Here is a 21,372-nt window from a genome sequence, read left to right as displayed (position 1 = left end):
CATCGGAGAGGACCGCGCCTCGGCCTTCCAGAGGGCGATCGGCCCACAAGCGGGCCAGTCCGGCAATGGCGGCGGCCGACTATTTTCCGGCGGCGGGCCAAGGCCCGCCTTTCCATCGCGAGACAAAATAGCCGGCCTTAGCCATCAAGGCCCTCGCTTCGCTCGGGCTGCCAGCCCGCCCCGCCCGTGGGCTTCGTCGCCATGAAGGCCGCGACGGTCGCGGTCCAACCGACGGAGCATCCCATGAGCGGGCATGACGACCACGAACCTGACCACACCTCATCCCAAACCGACTACCTCATCCAAGAGCTTCAGCTTTACGGCTGGCGTCCCTTCCAAGACGAGCCCGACCAACGGCTGCTGCCTGACGGCAACCAGGTGGCAGGTGCAATCGCCGACATCTTCGACGCGCTGATCGTGACGCTGGAGGACACCCGCCTTGAGCCGGACCTCGACGATCTCCTCTGGTCGACCGTCAACGTCTTTCACCGCGCCACCGGCCGGATCGACCGTGAACTCGACGACAACGAGCAAGCGCAGAAACGCGCGCAGCGGGAACAGGATGGCAGCGAGGTTAAGTCGGTCGAACTGGAACGCCTGATCGCCGAAGGCAAGACCCTGGTGGAACGCCAAACCACCTTCGAGCTGATGCGCGATCAAGCCGCCGAACACTACGAGCGCCACGTCGGCAAAGTCTGGCTCCCTCGCACGGGCTCACGAGTCAACCATCGCGATCTCACCGCGACCATGATCGACAGCCGCGACTTCATCATGGCCAAGAAGCGCGCCGAACAGACCGTTCTGCTCCCTCCCGGCCCGAAGATCGTCGTCACCGGCGGCCTCGACTTCAACGACCACCCATTGATCTGGAGCAAGCTCGATCAGGTCCACGAGAAATATCCCGATATGGTCCTGGTCCACGGCAAGTCGCCGAAGGGCGCCGAGAAGATCGCTTCGCTCTGGGCCAAGAACCGCAACGTGCCGCAAATCGGCTTCGCGCCCGATTGGGCCAAGCACGGACGGGCCGCACCGTTCAAACGCAACGACGTGATGCTCGAAATCGTGCCGAAGGGCGTGATGCACTTCCCCGGCAATGGCATCAACGACAACCTCGCGGACAAAGCTCGGAAGCTCGGCATCCAGGTCTGGAAGCACGGCGGCGCGTGAGCGCCGCTATCTTCTCCTCGAACCTCCTTCGGCTAGTTGCACAGGCCGCATCAGGCTCCCGGTAAGCGTTGATTTTGACAAATCCACTTACTAGATTATCCGGGGAGGCCACGTCCTCGCCGATTCAGGTATCAGGTCCGGGACGGCCCGGCAGCTCGTGTCTTGGAGGCTGTCGTGGCTTGGATTTACCTTACCGTCGCCGGTATTCTTGAAATCATCTGGGCTTTTGCGATGAAGCAATCGCTCGGCTTCTCAAAACTCGTGCCATCCATCGTTACGATCGTGACGATGATTGCCAGTTTTGCATTGCTCTCCCTCTCAATGAAGTCCCTTCCTCTGGGAACAGCATATACGATCTGGACGGGCATTGGGGCGGTGGGAGCGTTCCTGGTCGGCATCGTCGTGCTTGGCGAGCAGGCAACGGCAATGCGGATCGGTGCCGCCGTCCTGATTGTCAGCGGCCTCGTTCTTATGAAGCTTTCATCCCCAAGCTAACGCGGGTTCCCATCCGGGGACTTGCGTCCGGGCGCTACGGCCGATTGGCACCTGTCACGAGGTCACGCCCCCTTCCGGTGTGATTACCGGCACGAGGGTCGAGATCGCGCGGCTCTTGCTACCATCGCGGGCGAGCGCAATCGAACCGGCTCCGATCGCAGAGCACCATCCCCTTCTCAGCGCTGATCCTTGGTCAGACTGATCGCCTGATGCCATCAACCCGTAAAGGGTCGGCTACGCATAGCGTGCCGCCGCGGCGGCTTCGCCTTTGCGGTGATTGCTGCGTTCAGCCTGACACGTCGGGCGCCTGTCGGCGGGGGTGGTCCCCCGCTCAAACAGGAGCCGGATCAATGTCACAACGCGACGCCCACGCCTTCGCCTTCAGCCTCGCCACCACTCTGATGGTTGCCATCGTCATCTTCCGCGCTGGCGACGGTAGCCTTTCGGTCGTGCCCACCGCCGAATATGACGGCGACATCTCGCAGATCGTCCATGAGGTCGACCCTTTCGCCCTGTAATGGGGCGAAGGCCCCTCGCCAGCGGGCGGGAACCCAGTGGGTTTCCGCTCCCGTTGGTGTTCGATCTTTGCTATACTTCACGTTGCGCCGTGGTGGTGGTGGAAGGCGCAACCGTCAGAGCTTTCTAACGGAGACGCCACCATGATGTTTCTCGGCATTCTTCTCTCGATCGCAGCGATCGGCTTTTTCTGCTGGCTGTTGTTCACGCTCGCCGTCTTCGCGCTGCCATTCTTCGCGGGTGTCATCGCCGGCACCTGGGCCTATAGCAGCGGCGCAGGATGGCTTGGTGCGATCATAGTCGGGATCGTCGGCGCGGGCCTGACACTCGGCATCGGGCAAGTCCTGCTCGTAGTGGTTCGCCCAACATGGGCGCGACTGCTTATTGCGCTCGTCTTTGTCGCGCCCGCCGCCATCGCCGGCTATCACGCCACGCACGGCATCGTAAAACACACGATGCCATCGGAGACATGGCAGCTCGTGTTTTCCGTCATTGGTGGTGTTGCAGTCGGCGTCACAGCGTTCATCCGGGTTGCCGGCATGGCGAAGGCCCCCGACCGATCCGGCGGGAGTCCTGCGCGAGCCTGATCGCGCGGCCCTCGGCGGAGGAACCAGAGCCACGATCCCGCCATAACCTCATCGTTCGATCGGCAAGACTGGCGTAGCTTGGATTTCGGAGAGGCCCCGGTGCTCAGGCGCTCCTTGGTCGGATTCTGAATCAGCAGCCCCATTCGGCGCGTGACGCGATCGCAAAAGTCCAGGCCCGTTCTCGCCGGTGTTGTCAGGACGAGACAACGCTCTTCCTCAGTTAGTCAAGATGGTCACGAAGCCAGTGAGCATCGAATCAGCCTGCTTTCAATTGCCGACCGGGCGCCACCATCTCCGTTATCCAGCCTCCAGACCGCACCACATGGCCTCTTCAATGGCCTGATCTGGCCGAAGGACGGCTGCGCCTCGACCGCCTATGACGCAACAGCCGCGTCAAACTTTCTTCCCCTGCCGGCTGCGCCGCCATTCCTCGCGAAACAAGAAAGTCCTCCTTAGCTGTCAGGCCCCTTCGGGGTGCGTCGTCGATCGCCTCCGGCCAACCGATCGCCATCGAGGCCGCAATGGTGCGGGCTCGAAAACGGAAATGGAGACTTACAATGGCGACCATTGGCAACTTCAAGAAGACCGGCTCGAACGAGTTAGGTCACGTCCTCGGAAGTGTCTTTTAGCGACGATGGTTTGCGATCCTGGCACGCAGACGTCCGGGTCAAGCGTTCCCGCAGCGTAGCGAGGACAACGCTTGACGTGGCGGCGGCACCTCAAGCTTTTCCATGGGGTGCAGGATAAGTCCTGCACCCCTGCCACGTGGCGAACGGGAGAGCGCGAGGGGAACCCCTCGCATCTAAAGGAAGACTCGCGCCGTAGGCGCTCCGCTTATCTTTTGTTCAGATGCTGTCATCTGTCGGTTTCACCGACAGTGTAGGCATTTGGCAGTGTCGATGTCCTTATGCGCCTCCGGGTGCCTTTGTCTCCGGAGAGCAGGATGGTTTCGATCGTGCGGGCGATCGCCGGCGTTCAAGGGATTCCGGTCGGATTTCCCATTCTGCTCGACGTGCGGATGTCGATCATCGAGCCGGCCTTCAGCTATTTGCTTGAGCTTTCCACGATTCCCGGCCGCTCTCATGCGATGGAGACGCTGCGGACCTACAGCGAGCACCTGCATGACTGGTTCGACACGCTGGAGCAGAGCGGGCTGGAATGGCGCTTCGCCGACGAAGGAACCATCGCTGCCTACCGCAACCGAATGCTGTCGGCGCCGAGTCCCTATACCGGACGGCCCTATGCCCGCTCCACCGTGAACGACCGCGTCCGCACCGTTTACCGTTTCTATTCATGGGCGCATCGGCGCGGCCTGATTGACGCGCTGCCGTTCGACTATGTCGATGTGTCACTTCGGTCGGCGCGCCGTCAGGGCATGCTGGCGCATCTGGGTAATCGCCCGCCAGTTGTGATGGCGAACGTCCTGACGATTTCGGAAGCCGAACGACTACCGCGACCGCTTCGCGTCGATCAACTCCAATCCCTGTTCCAGCACCTCGATCCGCCCTATGGCTTGATCGCCGAGTGGGCATTGGCAACCGGCATGCGCCGCAAGGAACTTTGCGGTTTGCAGCTTCATCAGGTACCGGAAGTCGCCCATCTCGATATTGAGGAAGATCCGCTTGTCGGTATCCCGCTGATCGTCACCAAGGGTGACCGGCTGCGGACCGTATATCCACCGCTACGATTAATCGACCGCACCCACTGGTATGTGGGAGAGGAACGCGCAGCACTGGTGAAGCGACGGCGCAAATCCGAACCTGGCTACCGAGTATCAACCGCGCTCTTCCTCAACAGCAAGGGCGATCCCGTTTCACGAGCGAGGCTTTCCGCCGCATTCGCCGCGGCATTCCGGGCAGCAGGGCTTTCGGGAACGGGGCATTGGCTGCGCCACACCTTTGCAATGACGATGCTCGTGCGCCTGCAGAAGCAAGCGGCGACAACGCCGGACCTCAACCCGCTGAAGATCGTGCAGGTCCTGCTCGGTCACGCCTCGATCCAGTCGACGGCCATCTATCTGCGCTGTGTCGAGTTTCATGCCGACACACTCGCCGAGAGCCTCGCCTATCTCTACGGCGAACTGGTGCCCCATGGCCGGCCGTAGGAGGAGTTCGGTAGACCGCCGGCTTCCGGTTGCGTCTATGCAGCCGGAGACCTCGGTATCTGCGTTGCCCAGCGACACGATCATTTTCACGGACGGGTGGGGCAAGGCCGCTCAGCGTTTCGATCCCGACCAGTTATCCGGCCTGCCTGCCGATCTGCGCCGCCTTCTCGTCGACGCTTTCCGCGAGTATGGCGCAGGCCAGAGACCGGCCACGCGCCGAACGACTTGGGGAGCGATCCGCCGCTTTGTCCGCTTTGTTGCTGGCGACGGGATGATCGAGATGGCCGGCGATCTCGATACAGCGGCCCTCGGCCGTTATGTGCTTTGGCTCAAGAAGGAAGGGGCATCTCGCGCGCCACGCGGCGCGCACGCCGTCGCCTTCGATGTCCTTCGACCCTTGCTCATGTGGTGCCAGCGCAATCGACCGGGTGCGCTCGCGCGCGACCTGGAGATTCCCTGGAACCCGTTTCCCGGCAGGAGGACCCACCAGCAACCGCGGCGCCGGCTTCCTCCGGATCAGATCAAGGCGATCCTGCACGCCTGCTATGAGGAGATCGATGAGATCTGGGCGCGGTTTCAACATGGGCAGGAGGTCATCCGGCGTCCCGAGCTCCCGCCCAAGACGTTGCGCGGCCAAGGGCTCGACCGATGGATATGGCGGATCAGCCGGATCGAAGGCGGCCTCATGCCCGACAGAGCCGCTCTCGAAGAACACGGGATCAGGTCCAGCACGCTCGTGAGGTTCTGGGGCGGCTACCGCACCATGGCGCAGTATTTCCATATCACCACCGACACGCTCGTTCCGTTTTTCCTGGCGATCGCCATCCAGACTGCCGCTAATCCGGAACCGCTGCGCCACATCCGCCGCAACTGCCTCGTTCCGCACCCGCTCGACGAACATCGCACGATTGTCGAATGGAACAAGGCCAAGACCGGTGCCCGGCTCCAGAAGGCGCAGCGACGGTCATTCGATCGGCGCCGGCGGTACGCCGCGCCGAACCTGATCGAGATGATGCTGGCCTTGACCGAACCGATCGTGGCCACGGCGCCGCCCGGCGAGCAGGATCGACTCTTCCTGACGCGCAGCGTCTATAAGGAACCCGTCCGCCGCTCGCTGCGCAGCCGTACCGAGGTCATAGAACATTCCGTCCTCAGGCGGGCCATCCTGAGGTTCACGGATCGCGCCAACCGCCGCACCGAAGAGTGGAACGCCGCCTATTCCGACAAGCCACGTGAGCCGATCGCGAGCTTTGCTCCCGCGCTGTTTCGTGGAACCGTCGCGACCGAGCATTACCGTGCGTCCGGAGGCGACGTTCTTGCGGCGCAATCAATTCTGAACCACGCCAGTGCCGCAACGACCGAGACCTATCTCAAGAGCGAGGAGACCACGCGCCTCCAGCGTCAGACGATTGCTCGCCTACAAGACCTGATGATCACCTGGGTGCGCGGGCCTGACCGGAACGAGCCGGCGCCAGTATCCCGCGAGACCCGTGCCGCCGTTCCCTTCGGCCACGATTGTCTCGCCCCTGTCGCTCCCGGCCGTGACGGTGCCGAGCGCCTGTGCCCGCGTTTCGGCGGATGCCTCGCTTGCCCCGGCCTGGTCATCCCGGTCGACACGGAGCATCTGGCCCGCATTCTTGCCGCCGTCGATCGGTTCGAACAGGCCCGCAACCGGCTCGATCCGCGGCGCTGGAACCTCCTATACGCGCCGTCATGGCGCATTCTCACCCAGGACATCCTGCCGGATTTCCCTACGGATATGCATGAGGCGGCGTGTGTCCTCGCCACCAGCATGCCAGCCCTGCCGGAACTGGAATGATCATGCCAGCACGCACGAAGAACCTGAGCCGTTGCGATCCCCCACAAGGCGTGTCTTCGCGGTCGGTTTGGACCGACCCTCAATGGTATTTCGACAGTGCGAGACCCGATCTAAGATCCCATCAACTTCTCATCGATTGGGCTTTCGAACTCCCGGATGGCAGCCGTTTCACCGACCAGAGATGGGACCGTTGGCTGCAGGACGCCCGCGCCTTCATATGGTCGCTTCACGTCGATCCGCCGCCGGGCCGTCGGCAGGCGCGGCCACGGTCGCTTGTCACGGCAGCGGTCAAGCTTCGCGTCCTGATCCGATGGATGACCGAACAGACCACGCACGGTTTCGACGAACTGGATCGCGATGCTGCCGAGCGCTTCATGCATCACGTCGCCGCACGACGAACGCATGCGGGCGCGCCAATCAGGCCCGGCACCAGACATGACTACGCCAATCTTCTGCTCGCCCTCTATCAGCAGAGGTCCAAGCTCGCGTTCCCGCCGCCCGAGCATCCCTTTGGCGATGAGCGTGCCAGCCGGTTTTCCGGATTCAGCGCCCACACCGTTCGCCGCTTGCCCTTCACGCCGGACGCCATCGCCGTTCCACTCGTCTCGGCGGCAATCCGGTTGATCGGTCAGCCGGCCGATGACGTCATTGCGCTGCGCGACCAGGCTGTTCCGTTCCGTATGCATGATCAGGGCCGCTCCTTCTTCACCCACCGGCAGGCCGTTCGCAATCTCGTCGCATCGTTTCGCTTTTCTACCATCGATGGCGAGGCGGCCCCCTGGCATGCACCGCTGACCCGGACGAAGGATTTGCGTCTGCTGATCAACCGGATCCATGAGGCTTGCTTCATCACCATCGCTTATCTGGTTGGCGCGCGGGTCTCGGAGATTCTGACGCTTGAGGCAAACTGCATCGAAGAGCACTCATCCGCCGATGGTAGCGAAGTCTTTGCCTATCTCCGTGGACGGATATTCAAGACCGCCGCCAATGAAGCCGGAACCCCGCATCTGTGGCCGGCGCCGCCACCCGTCCTGCGCGCCATCGAGATTCTGCATCGGCTGTCGGAGCCTTTTCGCGCCGAGACCGGGCGATCGGAACTCTGGCTCTCCCTTGCCGGCAGCGGCATCGTCGACTGCCGTGCCCCGGAGGTCATAACCGCCAGTTCCCTCATCGTCCGCCTGAACGAGCGGTTCGCTCCCTTCATCGATCTGCCCCGCAAGGAGGACGGCTCGCCCTGGCACCTGACCACGCATCAGGGCCGCAAGACCTTCGCCCGCTTTGTTGGTAAACGTGACCGCACCGGCCTTCACGCCCTCCAGCATCATTTCGGGCACGTGACCCGGATCATGACCGACAGCGCCTATGTCGGCACGGATTTCGATCTGGGCGAGCTCGTGGATGCCCAAACCCTCGAAGAGACACGATCCGCTCTCGAGGAACTGCTCACTACCTCGCGCCTCGGCGGCAAGGCCGGACGCCTGTTGTCATCGCGGTCGCGCTTCCGGGGCCGTACCCGCGATGGCGAACTTGCCGCCTATGTCGATTTCCTTATCGAGGACAGTGGCATGCGGCTCGGCGTCTGCGATTGGGGCTACTGCGTCTATCGCCACGAGACCGCCGCCTGTATGGGCGACGAACGCGGCCCGAACCCGCTATGGCGCACCGAGAGCACCTGCGTGAGCTGCGCGAACTTCGCTGTCACTGAGCGTCACCGGCCCGTCTGGCGGGCTCGCCTCGAGCGCAATCTCACTCTGATTGCTGACCAGCGACTCGACGAGGCGAGCCTTGTTCTCGCCAAAACGCGTATCGCCGAGTGCGAGCGCATCTTGTCCGATCTTTCCACCACAGAGGAACCCCATGGCCAAGCCGCCGACCGCAAACCCACATGACAGGCGTATGGAGGCGACATCCGAGAAGCTACGCGCCGCGCTCGATCGCTTGGTCCGAGGGGACGGGCAGTGCTCCAACACAGCTATCGCGCGCCTGACCGTCGCAGCACTGGCCCGCGAGGCGGGCGTCGGCCGCAATGCCATCTACGCCAATCACCGCGGTATCCTCGACGAGCTCATCCGAGCCCGCCAGCAGCAGCGCGTGCCCGACCGGATCATCACCATCGAAGACAAGATCACCGAACAGCGTAGCGTGATCGAAGATATGCAGCAGCAGATTCGACAGCTCGCGACCGAGAATGCCGGACTCATGCGGCGTGCCATCGAGGCGGAACGTCGCGCCGACAGGGCCGAACGCCGCAGCGCGCAGTTGACGAAGGAGGTCGACACTCTCCGCCGCCCGACGCTGCTGCGATCGCCAGATGGTGATACGCGCGACGCTGATACCGTGACACTCCCACCTATGCCACGCGGCCCATAGCGATGCGCCGATAAGCTGATCCCCCAGGAGCAAGGTGGCGAGGCTCGCCTTTCTTATCGCCGCAGTGAGCGGCTGGGACATGATGCAACGCGGCGCCTGATCTCGGCATGTCATCATCGTCCGGATTGCGGCGTCATGAGCCAGGGCCTTCTCCTCCATCAGGCTGCCTGAGGTGCGTCCATTGCGGCCTTTCTTGCTGGCGTATCTCACACCGGGTTCGCCTGCGAAGCAGTCCGACCTCGATCCCGCAACAGCGCGATGCCGACCTTCTTCCCCGCCGTGCTCGGCTGACGCCTGCGCGCGGCTTCCTCGCGCTAACCAAGAAGCCCGGCCCCGCGCCGCCCTCCATTCCATTTCGGCCCTTCGGGTGCGGGCCGGTCGCCCGGTGTTCTCCGATCGCCATCAAGGCCGCGATGGTCGCGACCTGATACAGCAAAGGAGAAGACAAATGGCTCAGATCGGCACCTTCACCCGCAACGAAGACGGCTCTTTCGCCGGAGTGATCAAGACGCTCAACCTCAACATCAAGGCCCGCCTCGTCGTCGCCGAGAAGGAAAGCGAGAAGTCGCCCGACCTTCGCGCCCTGGCAGGCACCATTGAGATCGGCGCCGGCTGGAAGAAGACCGCCAAGGAGACCGGTCGGGAGTATCACTCCGTCAAGCTCGACGATCCGAGCTTCCCCGCTCCGATCTATGCGAGCCTCGTCGAGAACGAGGACGGATACGCCCTCATCTGGTCGCGCTGAGGCGGCCAGTCATCGGACGCGGCGCTCCACCTCGGGGCGCCGCGATCCGGCAAAAGGACACCCCGAAAGTGTCCTTCAGCGAATGACGAAGCCGGATCAACAGCTTACGCTCTGAATGACAGTCGACGGCTGACCTAAGCGGGCTTCACCGGCGAAATCGTCACCCTCAGCGTCCAGGCCAAGGGCGTGCGGATCGTCCCCGACACCCGCGCCACCGGCGAGAACGCCCCCAGCCACCGCGTGCTGGTCGGTCGCGCCGAGATCGGTGCCGCCTGGTCGAAGCGCTCCAACGAGGGCCGCGACTATCTGGGCCTCAAGCTCGACGATCCGAGCTTCAACGCCCCGATCTACGCCAATCTCTTCAACGACGAGGATGGCGAGGGCTACTCGCTGATCTGGTCCCGCCCCAACGGGCGGCGGAGCGACTGACGCCCCGAGGCCCCCGGCCCGACCGGCCGGGGGCCTTCGCCCCATTTCCGCGTCATGACGCCGAATCAGGCACTCCACGAAAGACTTGCCCAGACCTCGATTGCCTAGTTATAGGTGGTCAGCACGGCTAAGTCCGACTATTATAGTCGTAGTTTTGGCGTGCGCGCAGGTCGGTGTGGGAGGTGATCATGCATGATCACCGCCCGACAATCGCGGGCCGCGCGAGCCTTGCTGGGTTGGACACAGGAAACGCTTGCCGATGAGGCCCGGGTATCACTGACCGCGCTCAAACGTCTCGAATCCGAAAGCGGGTTGGACGTGTATGAGTCCACACGCGATCAAATCCGTAGGGCGCTTGAGGCCGCCGGAATCGTCCTGTTGTCCACGGACAAGGGCGAAGGTGTGCTTCTCCTCAATGAGCGAACCGAGCGATCAAGCCGATAGCGTCTCTCTGAGGCAGCGAAATCCGCCCAACTATTTTCGTTCCCGTCATGCTGCGACGCAATGACAGGGATCAAGGTAGTTAACAAAACGGATACGGTGCCGAGATGGGACAATCGCCTGCGCAATTCCTGGACGAGCCGCCTTCGAGTCAGACGCTGACTCCCTATGATCGCCAACACATGGTCCTTTACCTGCGGCTGCTCGACTCGGCGCGTGACGGCGCCGATTGGCGCGAGGCAGTTCAGATCCTGTTCGGGCTGGACCCTGAGCACGAACCCGCGCGATGCAAGCGCATCCACCAGGCTCACTTAGCGCGCGCAAATTGGATGACCGAGCACGGCTATCGGGAGCTGGTGCGCGAAAGCCAGCGTCCTTAGTCAAGGTGATGTCTCCGAGGCATCACCCGTTGCAGATAGCTGGTCTTCCCAAAGACAACCCAGCCGGGAAGTCTAATTCCCCCACAAGTCGCTAGATCGAGACTCATGGGAGGAGAGCTTGACGCCAGATGCATCCCAATGGCGCGCCTCGACAAGTTACGATCACGTCGAGGATTTGACCGCCTCCCACCTCGCCTGGGAATGGCTTCGCCGTAACGAGTCCTATGATCAGGACTTCGAGGCGGTGACGCGAGGCGACGTCGACCCGCGCGCCTTTGCAGACACTATTCGTCAGCGATGGGGTTTGCGATTTCCCGGTCGATCCTCTGCAAGCTCCGCCAGACGCACCCGTTCTCTGGTCGCCACAAGAGGATACGAGTGTCGTTATCCTGGCATCCGCACCGGAGGTTCTGTTAAGCGACGGGGACGATCGTTCAACCCTTCCAAGCATTAGTTCGCATATCGACGCAGAAGGCGCGCACGGCCTTTACGACCTCGGCAATTCTCAAACTTTGCAAGTTCTGCGTCTCGACATCGCGCCGGCCGACGCTCCGCTCGCCGCGCTCGTGCCACTTGGAGTCACAGGGTTTGATCGTCTGCAGGCCATCGAGCGCCTGCTGGCGGCACTCCAGGGCCGCGTCGTTCCATCGGATAAACGCCTAACTCGTCAGCAGCGAGCGCGGGCGCGTCGGATGCTGCAAGCCTTCGATGGCGCACGCGACGGCGCTACCCAACAAGAGATCGCCGAAGTCATCTTCCGTATCGGCCGAATTACCCGTGACGAGTGGCAAGTCTCCTCGTCGCGCTACGCCGTCATGTCCCTATTGCGTGATGCTCGCGCCATGATCGCAGGCGGCTATCGCGATCTGCTTCGTCATCGCCATCGGTCCAAACGCTGATCGTCGTCGCTTCGCCGCAGCGTGGGATTTCTGACACCCCCAAGTCCGCACGGCAACTCGCCGGTTTCGCTCCGCCATCGTGGCCGTCGTTGGCCGCTCCCAAGCAGCGGCCGCCCGCACCCCCACGGAGGCCCGATCCATGCGACCCGATACCGCCGTTCTGCCGCCGCGCTTTCTGCGCACCAAGGAAGCCGCCGAGTTTCTCAGTCTTTCCGCCCGGACGCTCGAGAAGCACCGGACCTATGGGACCGGACCGGCTTATCGCAAGCTCGGCGGCCGCGTCGTTTATTCCGTCGACGATCTCGAAACTTGGGCCGCACGCGGCGTCGTCACTTCGACCTCCGATCCGCGTGGACAGGTGCTGCCGGCGAAGCGTCACGCGCCGTCTGCTCTCGTGCAGCCCGGCCGCGCCACACGCTGATCCCGGACAGCTTTCCAAATGGTGGCGCGACATCGGCATCCGTCGGAGCGCGGGCAGCTTGATCTGTTCCGGGCGATCCCCGGCGACTTCGCGCCACGAGATGCGCAGGATCTCATGGCCTATCCCTTTTTCTCCCTCGCAAAGACGCATCGCGTCGCGCCCATCGACTTCGCCACGGGCAACATCGCGATCCGCGTAGAAGCAGTGCCCGATCATGGCATGGCCACAATTTGGGACGCCGACATCCTGATCTGGGCGGCGAGCCAGATCGTGGAAGCGCGCGACGCCGGCTTTCGCACCTCGCGGCTGATGGCCGCGACGCCCTACGAAATCCTTACCTTCATTGGCCGCGGCACGTCTCTTCGCGACTACCAGCGCCTCAAGGCCGCGCTCGACCGCTTACAATCGACCACCGTCACCACCTCGATCCGACAGTCCGCCGAGGGCCGACGTCATCGCTTCTCCTGGATCAACGAGTGGCAAGAGCGCACGGATCAGAACGGCAGGCCCGACGGCATAGAACTGATCGTGCCGGACTGGTTCTACCGCGCCGTCCTCGATGACGCCCTCGTGCTGACCATCGACCGCGCCTACTTCCGTTTGACCGGCGGGCTTGACCGCTGGCTCTACCGGCTGGTGCGCAAACACGGCGGCCGCCAGCGCAACGGCTGGCGCTTCGACTTCCGCCATCTTCATCTGAAATCCGGCAGCCTATCGCCATTCAAGCGCTTCGCCTTTGAGCTGCGGGACATCATCCGCCGCCAGCCGCTGCCCGGCTACACGCTGTTCATCGAGGTTGAGATCGGCGGCCGGACGCTGCTCGCGTTCGAGCCGGCGGCGTCGTGTGGACAAGCTGTGAACCGCGTCGTGCTATCGGGAACCGGCCATGTCGTGCCATCAGGAACCCGAGTATCGTGCCATCGGGAACCCAAATCTGCTTTAACCCACGACGAGAAAAGCAGAAATTGCGCTCTTAACTTAGAGTCTAACGAAGAATCTAACTTTGAAGAGCGCGCGCGCGATGTGGAAAACGTCGCGGATGAGTTCGCGTCCGGCAAATCGGCAGACTCCGCAAAGGTAGCTCCGCTTCGCAAGAACGGACCTACGGTCCACAATGCTTCCGCCACGCCACATCGTCCTCTCGATTCCTCGGGAGGAACGCGATGATCGTGGCGTTCCTTAACCAGAAGGGTGGCGCCGGCAAGACGACGCTGGCGCTTAACCTGGCCGGAGAATGGGCCGGGAGGGGAAGACGCGTCACGCTCGTCGACGCCGATCCCCAAGGCTCGGCGCTCGACTGGTCGCAGCAGCGCGCCAGGGAGGGTATCCCGCGGCTGTTCGGCGTCGTTGGCCTGGCGCGCGACACGCTCCATCGGGAAGCGCCCGAGCTGGCCCGCAACGCCGATCACGTCGTCATCGACGGCCCGCCGCGCATCGCCAGTCTCATGCGCTCGGCGCTGTTGGCGGCGGATCTGGTGTTGCTCCCGGTCCAGCCATCTCCGTTTGACGGCTGGGCCTCGGCCGAGATGCTCGCGCTTCTCCGCGAAGCGCGCATCTATCGCCCTGGTCTGGTCGCCCGCTTCGTCCTCAACCGCTGCGGCGCCCGCACCGTGCTCGCCCGCGAGACGGCCGAGACGCTCGCCGACCATGACCCGCCGGTGTTGGCGACGACGATCGGGCAGCGCATCGCCTTCGCCACGGCCGCGCAATCCGGGCATCTGGTCGGCGAGTTGGAGGGCGATACGCTCGCCGCGCGCGAGATCGCGGCCTTGGCGACCGAGATAGACCGACTCACCGTCAAGGGGATCGTCCCATGACGATCTCCACGCCGACCGTGCTGACAGGCGATTGCCGCACGTTGATGCCCGCCTTCGGTCCGTTCGATTTGATCCTCGCCGATCCGCCCTATGGCGACACATCGCTGGCTTGGGATCGGCGCCTCACGGGCTGGCTGCCGCTCGCCTGTCAAGCGCTCCGGCCAACCGGCTCCATGTGGCTGTTCGGCTCACTCCGCGCATTCATGACGATAGCGGCGGAGCTTCGGGAAGCAGGCTTCCGCTACGCGCAGGAAATCGTCTGGGAAAAGCAGAACGGCTCCAGCTTCCATGCCGATCGCTTCAAGCGCGTGCATGAGCTGGTCGCGCAGTTCTATCGCGCCGACGCGGCGTGGAGCGTGGTTTACAACGCCGTGCAAACGACGCCCGACGCCACCGCGCGCACCGTGCGCCGCAAGCGCCGCCCGACGCACACGGGGCATATCGAGGCCGGCTACTATCTGAGCCAGGACGGTGGCCCGCGCCTGATGCGCTCCGTCATTTTCGCGCGAAACGCTCACAACCGCGCCATCCACCCGACCGAAAAGCCGTCCGCGCTGCTCGAGATCCTCATCCGCACGAGCTGCCCCGAAGGCGGGCTGGTCGCGGATTGGTTCGCCGGCTCCGGCGCGGCCGGTGAAGCCTGTCGGCTCACCGGCAGACGTTATCTCGGCTGCGAGATCGACGCCGACATGGCGGAAAAGGCCCGCGCCCGGATCGCTGCGGTGCTGCCTTTCGACGGGAGGGCCGCTCTATGAGCGAACGTCCGACCCGTCGCACCTTCGCCGCCCGGCCCGCCGATCCAGAACACTGGATCAAGGCCGCTGACGATCCATCGCGCGCCGGTTTCACCGCGCGCCTCACGATCGACGTGACGCCCGGCCAGCGCGCCAGCATCAAGATCGCCGCGTTCCGGCGCGGCGTCACCGTCGCCGACATGCTGCGCGACCTCCTCGCGCGCGAATTCCCCGCCACCGAAGGAGACCCGTCATGACCGGCGCCGCGGCCCCACGCGTGCGCGGCGGCCTCGTGCCGGCTGCGCAAACAACCGACGGTCTCGTCCATGTCGAGTTGACGTGGATCGAGAAGCGCATCGAGAACTGGATCAGGTTCGGTCGCGAAGCGCACGAACAGATACTCGACCGCAGACGACGCGTGCTCTCCTTCCATTCCGGCAGCATCTTCGCCTTCGTCCGTTGGGCTGCCAACGACTTCGGCACCATCATCTCGCGCATCGACATCGTGCGTGCGGTGGAGCTAGGCGAAGCCTATCAGACGCTGCCTTTCGTGCGTCCCGGCGGCGAGATTCTGCTGAAGATCGAAGGGTGGCCGAAGGTCGAGCGCGTGCTCCGGCACATCGACGCAGTGGAGACCATCGGCGTCGACGCCTGCGACGTCGCGCCTGATCACTGGCGACATGTCCACAACCAGATGAGCGTCGGCAACGAGCCGCGCCCTTACACCGCGGAACGCCATCAGGCGTGGCTCAAGCGGCGGGAGATCGAACGATGACCCGCTTCAGCTACGTCATGCTGACGTATCTCGTGACGCTGACCATCGTCGTCGCGTCCTTCTTTTCCTTCCCGATCCGCCTGATCTGGAATCTCTCGGCCAGCGCCCCCATTGGTCTCTACGAGATCGAGCACGTCCGCCATCTCGCGATCGCTGACTTGGTGGCGGTAACGCCGCCGAAGCGCCTAGCCGACTTCATCGTCGGCCGCGGCTATATCGGCCGAGGCGTGCCGCTGTTGAAGCGCGTCATGGCGCTGCCAGGGCAAGAAGTCTGCCGCACCGGCCGCAGCATCGCGGTCGACGGCGTGGTCTTGGGCGACGCACTCCACCGCGACCGGATGGGCCGCGAACTGCCGGTTTGGCGGGGCTGTCGGCGCCTTGCCGACGGCGACGTGTTTCTCATGAACTCCGGCGTCCCTGACAGTTTTGACGGCCGCTACTTCGGCCCGATCGCGGCGCGCAACGTCATTGGCCGCGCGACGCCGCTCTACACCGACGAGGACGGCGAAGGCCGCTTCGTGTGGCGCGCACCGACACGCTGACTGATCGGAAAACAGCAGATGCACGACGCGACACCTTTCCTTCCACCCCCAGCAACAGGAGGCTTTCATGCCGCAAATTGGCCAATTCACGCGCGAGTCCACAGGCTTCGTCGGACGCATTCATACGCTCACGGTCTGCCGCGACCTCGCCCTCGTTCCGGCGGAGCCGTCCGACGCCGAAAACGCACCTGACTATCGCATCCATCGGGGCAACGGCGAAGGCCCGGAGATCGGCGCCGGCTGGAAGCGCACCGGCGAGCGAGCGGGCGACTACATCTCGCTCGTCATCGACGATCCGGCGCTCTCGCATCCGATCCGGGCCAATATGTTCCGTGACGACGACGATGGAACGTCCTGGTCGCTGCACTGGAACCGTCCCACCAAGCGCAGCGGAAAGGATTGATGCCATGCGATCGGCATGTCGCCGCTTCGTCCTTCTTCTCCTTTCCGGCTTGCCGCTCGCAGCGATGCCGGCGCGGCCTGTCTTCGCGCAGACCGTGCCGGTTTCACGTCCGACGCCGGCCGATCCCTATGCTGCGCCTGTCGCCGAGGCTTCACAGCGCTTCGGCGTCCCGGCGGCTTGGATCAGAGCCGTCATGCGCGTGGAGAGTGCGAACGATCCGCACGCCCTTTCCGCCAAGGGCGCGATGGGCCTCATGCAGATCATGCCCGACACTTGGACTTATCTGCGCGTCCGGTTTGGCCTCGGGCGCGATCCTTACGATCCGCGCGACAACATTCTGGCGGGCGCGGCCTATCTGCGGGAGCTGCATGACCGCTACGGCTCCCCCGGCTTTCTTGCAGCCTATAATGCCGGCCCTGGTCGCTACGAAGAATATCTTGAAGGCCGTCCTCTACCTTCGGCAACGCGGGCCTATGTCGCCGTCCTTGCTCCCCTGATCGACGGCGGCGCTTCGCTCGAGCCGATCGTCGTGGCGGTCGCCAATCCGCTCGCCTGGACTCGCGCGCCACTGTTCGTCGTGCAGCCGAACCGCACGACCGCCGCCGATCCCGTCCCGGATCAGCCGCAATCGGCCGACACTCCAACCGCAACTCCCGTGCGCGACGTGTCCGCCCTCGAACCGGAATCGGCCGGGCTGTTCGTCGTGCGATCCAGCTCGGGAGAGCCGCGATGACGGCGAGCGCGCCTTGTCGCATCCTATCGGGCTACCGCGTATCCAGGCGAGTCGGGAGGCGGGAGTGCAGACACACAACCGACCGATGGCGAGATAAAAGGGCGCAAGGTGCGCTTCGGTCGGTTGTTTGTTTTCGTTGGGCTTTTCAGCCTGTCGCGCAATGTGCCGGCCTAGGCCGCAATGTGCGCTCGATACGCAAGAGCCTGATTTTCTTCCCGCTTTCGCACATTGTCGGAGTCGGTGATGGCCGATGAGCGAGAATTTCGCATCCGGCCGGGCCGCATCCGCTCGACCAGCACGCAGCGAGCGCGGCCCTTCATCGCGCAGGCGCTCGCCGCTGCCCAGAAAGCCGGCGGCCGGGTCTCGCGCTCGGGACGGATCAGTGCCGGCAACCGCTCGCACTTCGGGCGCGGCCGAACGGCCAGCGTCCGGGCCAACCGCCTGCTAACCAGCCGCTCGCGCTTCGTCGTCATCAAGACCCGCGTGGTCCGTCACACCGCGCGGGCGGCACCGCTCTCCGCCCATCTCACCTACCTGCGGCGCGAAGGCGTGACCCGCGACGGGGAGAAGGCTCGCCTGTTCGGCCCGGAAACCGAAGACGCGGACGGGAGGGCCTTTGCCGAGCGGTGCGAGGATGACCGCCACCACTTCCGCTTCATCGTCTCGCCGGAAGACGCCGTGGACATGGCGGACCTCAAGTCCTTCGCCCGCGACCTGATGGGACAGATGGAGAAGGATCTGGGCACGAAACTGGATTGGGTTGGCGTCGATCACTGGAACACCGACAATCCCCACTTCCACATCATCCTGCGCGGCCGCCAGGACGACGGGCAAGATCTCGTCATCTCGCGCGACTACATTAAGGAAGGAATGCGGGACACCGCCCGGAACCTCGTCACCGAGGAGCTGGGGCCGCGCACCGATCTTGACATCCGCCGCCATCTCGAGCGCCAGGTCGAAGCCGAGCGTTGGACTCAGCTCGACCGGCAGCTCGCCCACGACGGACGCGGCGGCGGCGTCATCGACCTCGCGCCCCATGCCGATCGGCAGCCCGACGAATTCCATGCGATGAAGGTTGGCCGCCTTCGCAAGCTGGAGACCCTCGGCTTGGCCGATCAGATCGGTCCCGGACAATGGGTGATCGACGGCAAGGCCGAAGCGACCTTGCGCGAGCTTGGCGAGCGGGGCGACATCATCAAGCGGATGCACCGCGCCCTGACCGAGCGCGGTATCGAACGCGGATCGGCGAGCTATGTGCTGGCGGCCGAGAGCTTGGACACGCCTGTCATCGGCCGGCTCATCGACCGCGGCCTCGACGATGAGCTGAAGGGCACGGCCTATGCCATGGTCGACGGCGTGGATGGCCGCACCCATCATATCAAGCTGTCCAACCTCGACGCGGCCGGGGACAGCGCACCAGGCTCGATCGTCGAGCTACGCACGTTCGACGACGCGCAAGGACAGCGGCGCGTCGCGCTCGCTGTCCGCTCCGATCTCGACATCGAGCGACAGGTGACGGCTTCGGGCGCGACCTGGCTCGACCGGCAGGCCATCGCCCGCGATCCCGCCGCGCTCTCCGATGGCGGCTTTGGTGTGGAAGTGCGCAATGCGATGGAGCGCCGCGCCGAGCATCTGATCGAAGAGGGCTTCGCCGAGCGGCAAGGACGGCGGGTCGTCTTCAATCGCAATCTCATCGACTCGTTGCGTCGCCGCGAACTCGACGCGCTGGGCGAGAAGCTCGCCGCCGAAAGTGGGCGGCCCTATAACCGCGCCGGCAGCGGCGAATATCTCGCCGGCACTTACCGCCAACGCTTTGCGCTCGCCACCGGCCGCTTCGCCATGATCGACGACGGCCTCGGCTTCCAGCTCGTGCCCTGGACGCCATCCCTCGAAAAGCAACTCGGCCGCCACGTCTCCGGCATCGCCCGCAATGACGGCGGCATCGACTGGAGCTTCGGCCGCAAGCGGGGGCTGGGTCTCTAACTCCATTCAAGAAAGGACGCTCGTCATGTCCGCGACAAAAATCCTCTGGGGCCAGATTCTCGTCGTCTCCCTCATTGTCCTCCTGACCACTTGGGGCGCCACCGAATATGTCGCGTGGCAGCTCGGATTTCAGGCGCAGTTGGGCGCCCCTTGGTTTCGGGTCGCGGGCTGGCCGATCTATCATCCGCCTGCCTTTTATTGGTGGTGGTATTTCTACGACGCCTATGCACCTGACGTCTTCGTGCGCGGCGCCTTCGTCGCCGCCTCGGGCGGTTTCATCTCGATCGCCGTCGCAATCGCGATGTCGGTCTGGCGCGCGCGCGAGGCGAAGAAGATCGTAACCTATGGCTCAGCGCGGTGGGCCGAGAAGGGAGAGGTGCGGGCGGCCGGCCTGCTGCGTCCCGACGGAGTGGTGCTCGGCCGATTTCATCATGACTACCTTCGCCACGATGGACCCGAGCATGTCTTGTGCTTCGCGCCAACTCGGAGCGGGAAAGGCGTGGGCTTGGTCGTGCCGTCTCTCCTGACCTGGCCGGGCTCGGCGATCGTCCACGATATTAAGGGGGAGAACTGGCAGCTCACCGCCGGCTTTCGCGCCAAGCACGGCCGCGTGCTGCTGTTCGATCCGACCAATCCGAAGTCGGCAGCTTACAATCCGCTCCTCGAGGTGCGCCGCGGCGAATGGGAAGTCAGGGATGTTCAGAACGTGGCGGACATCCTGGTCGACCCCGAGGGCAGTCTCGAGAAGCGGAACCATTGGGAGAAAACCAGCCACGCGCTGCTCGTCGGCGCAATCCTTCATGTCCTCTACGCCGGGGAGGATAAGACCCTCGCCGGCGTCGCCGCGTTCCTCTCCGATCCCAAGCGCCCGATCGAGTCGACGCTCGCCGCCATGATGAGGACGGCTCATCTCGGCGAGGCCGGCCCGCATCCAGTCGTGGCCAGTGCCGCTCGCGAGCTGCTCAACAAATCGGATAACGAGCGAAGCGGCGTGCTCAGCACCGCCATGTCATTCCTCGGCCTCTACCGCGATCCTGTCGTTGCCGAGGTGACGCGTCGGTGCGACTGGCGCATCACCGACATCGTGGGGGGCAAGAGCCCGACGACGCTCTATCTCGTCGTGCCGCCCTCGGACATCAATCGGACGAAGCCGCTCATTCGCCTGATCCTCAATCAGGTGGGGCGGCGGCTCACCGAGGATCTACAGGCGAAAAGCCACCGGCACCGGCTGCTGCTCATGCTCGATGAGTTTCCCGCCCTCGGCAGACTCGACTTTTTCGAGTCCGCCTTAGCCTTCATGGCGGGATACGGCCTGAAATCCTTCCTGATCGCCCAGAGCCTGAACCAGATCGAAAAGGCGTATGGACCGAACAACTCGATCTTGGACAACTGCCATGTCCGCGTCAGCTTCGCCACAAACGACGAAAGGACGGCGAAAAGGGTCAGTGACGCCCTCGGCACCGCGACCGAGATGCGCGCGATGCGGAACTACGCCGGGCACAGATTGAGCCCCTGGCTCGGACACCTGATGGTGTCGCGCTCCGAGACGGCTCGACCTTTGCTGACGCCGGGGGAAGTGATGCAGCTACCGCCGACCGATGAAATCGTCATGGTCGCCGGCACGCCTCCGATACGGGCGAAAAAGGCGCGCTACTACGAGGATACACGCTTCAAGGAACGCATCCTCGCGCCACCGGCATTGTCCACGCCGAAGCACAAACGGCCCGACGACTGGACGGCCCTCCCGTTGCCGCCGCGCCCGGAAGCGAGCGTCGACGACCCACCGACCGAGGCAGCCGAAGAAGATACGACCGAGTCCGAGCGTCGTCGGCAACCTGAACTCAGCCGTGTGAAGCCGGTCGAGAAGAACGCGCCGATCCCGAATGAGTTTGAAATCGAGCCGGCGGACGATGCCGATGACGACGCGGCCCGCAACAGTCGCATGAGCCGCGTGATGCAGAACGTGGCGCGACAGGTATCGCTCGATCCTGGCGACGGTATGGAGCTTTAGT

General features: G+C 64.1%; 24 protein-coding genes and 1 pseudogene. 24 read left to right on the top strand and 1 reads right to left on the bottom strand.

Features of this window, described 5'->3' with window-relative positions:
- Positions 1-243: 243 nt before the first annotated feature.
- From HJG45_RS10675 to HJG45_RS10645, 7 genes are all read left to right on the top strand, one after another.
- A complete protein-coding gene (locus HJG45_RS10675) occupies positions 244-1,167 on the top strand; it encodes a DUF2493 domain-containing protein (RefSeq protein WP_171612095.1) in 924 nt (307 codons plus the stop codon).
- 174 nt (positions 1,168-1,341) lie between these two features.
- Entirely contained in the window at positions 1,342-1,662 is a 321-nt protein-coding gene (locus HJG45_RS10670) for an SMR family transporter (RefSeq protein ID WP_171612094.1), read from the top strand.
- 350 nt (positions 1,663-2,012) lie between these two features.
- Positions 2,013-2,180, top strand: coding sequence for a hypothetical protein (locus tag HJG45_RS10665; protein ID WP_171612093.1), 168 nt, complete (start codon positions 2,013-2,015; stop codon positions 2,178-2,180).
- 141 nt (positions 2,181-2,321) lie between these two features.
- The gene (locus HJG45_RS10660; RefSeq protein WP_171612092.1) at positions 2,322-2,765 is read left to right on the top strand and encodes a hypothetical protein; all 444 of its coding nucleotides are present in this window, start codon (positions 2,322-2,324) and stop codon (positions 2,763-2,765) included.
- Positions 2,766-3,708: 943 nt separating this feature from the next.
- Positions 3,709-4,869 carry a tyrosine-type recombinase/integrase gene (locus HJG45_RS10655; protein WP_171612091.1) on the top strand — a complete coding sequence of 387 codons (1,161 nt, stop codon included), beginning with the start codon at positions 3,709-3,711 and terminating at the stop codon, positions 4,867-4,869.
- Between the two features lie 37 nt (positions 4,870-4,906).
- Entirely contained in the window at positions 4,907-6,688 is a 1,782-nt protein-coding gene (locus HJG45_RS10650) for a hypothetical protein (RefSeq protein ID WP_171612090.1), read from the top strand.
- Positions 6,689-7,002: 314 nt separating this feature from the next.
- The gene (locus HJG45_RS10645; RefSeq protein WP_217362892.1) at positions 7,003-8,577 is read left to right on the top strand and encodes a hypothetical protein; all 1,575 of its coding nucleotides are present in this window, start codon (positions 7,003-7,005) and stop codon (positions 8,575-8,577) included.
- 28 nt (positions 8,578-8,605) lie between these two features.
- Here HJG45_RS10645 and HJG45_RS10640 read toward each other — a convergent pair whose 3' ends face one another.
- Positions 8,606-9,217 carry a hypothetical protein gene (locus tag HJG45_RS10640; RefSeq protein ID WP_171612088.1) on the bottom strand — a complete coding sequence of 204 codons (612 nt, stop codon included), beginning with the start codon at positions 9,215-9,217 and terminating at the stop codon, positions 8,606-8,608.
- 289 nt (positions 9,218-9,506) lie between these two features.
- On the opposite strand from HJG45_RS10640, the gene HJG45_RS10635 reads away from it, so the two are divergent.
- From HJG45_RS10635 to HJG45_RS10560, 17 genes and pseudogenes are all read left to right on the top strand, one after another.
- Positions 9,507-9,803 carry a DUF736 domain-containing protein gene (locus HJG45_RS10635; protein ID WP_171612087.1) on the top strand — a complete coding sequence of 99 codons (297 nt, stop codon included), beginning with the start codon at positions 9,507-9,509 and terminating at the stop codon, positions 9,801-9,803.
- A gap of 144 nt (positions 9,804-9,947) precedes the next feature.
- Positions 9,948-10,232, top strand: a pseudogene (locus tag HJG45_RS10630) (DUF736 domain-containing protein); the annotation flags it as partial.
- 192 nt (positions 10,233-10,424) lie between these two features.
- Positions 10,425-10,676, top strand: a complete 252-nt coding sequence (locus tag HJG45_RS10625) for a helix-turn-helix domain-containing protein (protein ID WP_171612086.1) — start codon at positions 10,425-10,427, stop codon at positions 10,674-10,676.
- Positions 10,677-10,780: 104 nt separating this feature from the next.
- The gene (locus tag HJG45_RS10620; RefSeq protein ID WP_171612085.1) at positions 10,781-11,053 is read left to right on the top strand and encodes a DNA -binding domain-containing protein; all 273 of its coding nucleotides are present in this window, start codon (positions 10,781-10,783) and stop codon (positions 11,051-11,053) included.
- A 118-nt stretch (positions 11,054-11,171) separates the two neighbouring features.
- Positions 11,172-11,507, top strand: a complete 336-nt coding sequence (locus tag HJG45_RS28700; protein WP_368040561.1) for a transcriptional regulator domain-containing protein — start codon at positions 11,172-11,174, stop codon at positions 11,505-11,507.
- On the top strand, positions 11,440-11,952 hold the full coding sequence (locus HJG45_RS10615) for a DUF2285 domain-containing protein (protein WP_368040564.1): 513 nt from the start codon (positions 11,440-11,442) through the stop codon (positions 11,950-11,952). Before HJG45_RS28700 ends, HJG45_RS10615 begins: the two co-directional genes overlap by 68 nt.
- 139 nt (positions 11,953-12,091) lie before the next feature.
- A complete protein-coding gene (locus HJG45_RS10610) occupies positions 12,092-12,373 on the top strand; it encodes an AlpA family transcriptional regulator (RefSeq protein ID WP_171612084.1) in 282 nt (93 codons plus the stop codon).
- 18 nt (positions 12,374-12,391) lie between these two features.
- A complete protein-coding gene (locus tag HJG45_RS10605; RefSeq protein WP_171612083.1) occupies positions 12,392-13,540 on the top strand; it encodes a replication initiator protein A in 1,149 nt (382 codons plus the stop codon).
- Complete coding sequence (gene parA / locus HJG45_RS10600) at positions 13,537-14,190, top strand: ParA family partition ATPase (protein ID WP_171612082.1); 654 nt, start codon at positions 13,537-13,539, stop codon at positions 14,188-14,190. The genes HJG45_RS10605 and parA overlap by 4 nt, the downstream gene beginning before the upstream one ends.
- Positions 14,187-14,945 carry a site-specific DNA-methyltransferase gene (locus HJG45_RS10595; RefSeq protein WP_171612081.1) on the top strand — a complete coding sequence of 253 codons (759 nt, stop codon included), beginning with the start codon at positions 14,187-14,189 and terminating at the stop codon, positions 14,943-14,945. Before parA ends, HJG45_RS10595 begins: the two co-directional genes overlap by 4 nt.
- Positions 14,942-15,181 (top strand): hypothetical protein, encoded by a 240-nt coding sequence (locus HJG45_RS10590; protein WP_171612080.1) that lies wholly within the window; start codon positions 14,942-14,944, stop codon positions 15,179-15,181. Before HJG45_RS10595 ends, HJG45_RS10590 begins: the two co-directional genes overlap by 4 nt.
- Positions 15,178-15,699, top strand: coding sequence for a DUF2840 domain-containing protein (locus tag HJG45_RS10585; protein WP_171612079.1), 522 nt, complete (start codon positions 15,178-15,180; stop codon positions 15,697-15,699). The genes HJG45_RS10590 and HJG45_RS10585 overlap by 4 nt, the downstream gene beginning before the upstream one ends.
- The gene (gene traF / locus HJG45_RS10580) at positions 15,696-16,241 is read left to right on the top strand and encodes a conjugative transfer signal peptidase TraF (RefSeq protein WP_171612078.1); all 546 of its coding nucleotides are present in this window, start codon (positions 15,696-15,698) and stop codon (positions 16,239-16,241) included. The genes HJG45_RS10585 and traF overlap by 4 nt, the downstream gene beginning before the upstream one ends.
- 67 nt (positions 16,242-16,308) lie before the next feature.
- On the top strand, positions 16,309-16,644 hold the full coding sequence (locus HJG45_RS10575; RefSeq protein ID WP_171612077.1) for a DUF736 domain-containing protein: 336 nt from the start codon (positions 16,309-16,311) through the stop codon (positions 16,642-16,644).
- 4 nt (positions 16,645-16,648) lie between these two features.
- Positions 16,649-17,377, top strand: coding sequence for a lytic transglycosylase domain-containing protein (locus HJG45_RS10570; protein ID WP_171612076.1), 729 nt, complete (start codon positions 16,649-16,651; stop codon positions 17,375-17,377).
- Positions 17,378-17,620: 243 nt separating this feature from the next.
- Positions 17,621-19,360, top strand: a complete 1,740-nt coding sequence (locus tag HJG45_RS10565; RefSeq protein WP_171612075.1) for a VirD2 family relaxase/mobilization nuclease — start codon at positions 17,621-17,623, stop codon at positions 19,358-19,360.
- 25 nt (positions 19,361-19,385) lie between these two features.
- On the top strand, positions 19,386-21,371 hold the full coding sequence (locus tag HJG45_RS10560; RefSeq protein WP_171612074.1) for a conjugal transfer protein TraG: 1,986 nt from the start codon (positions 19,386-19,388) through the stop codon (positions 21,369-21,371).
- Position 21,372 lies beyond the last annotated feature (1 nt).

Origin of the sequence: Roseicella sp. DB1501, from assembly GCF_013112485.1 — a bacterium.
Lineage (GTDB): Bacteria > Pseudomonadota > Alphaproteobacteria > Acetobacterales > Acetobacteraceae > Paracraurococcus.
This window is presented reverse-complemented; position numbering and strand designations above follow the sequence as displayed.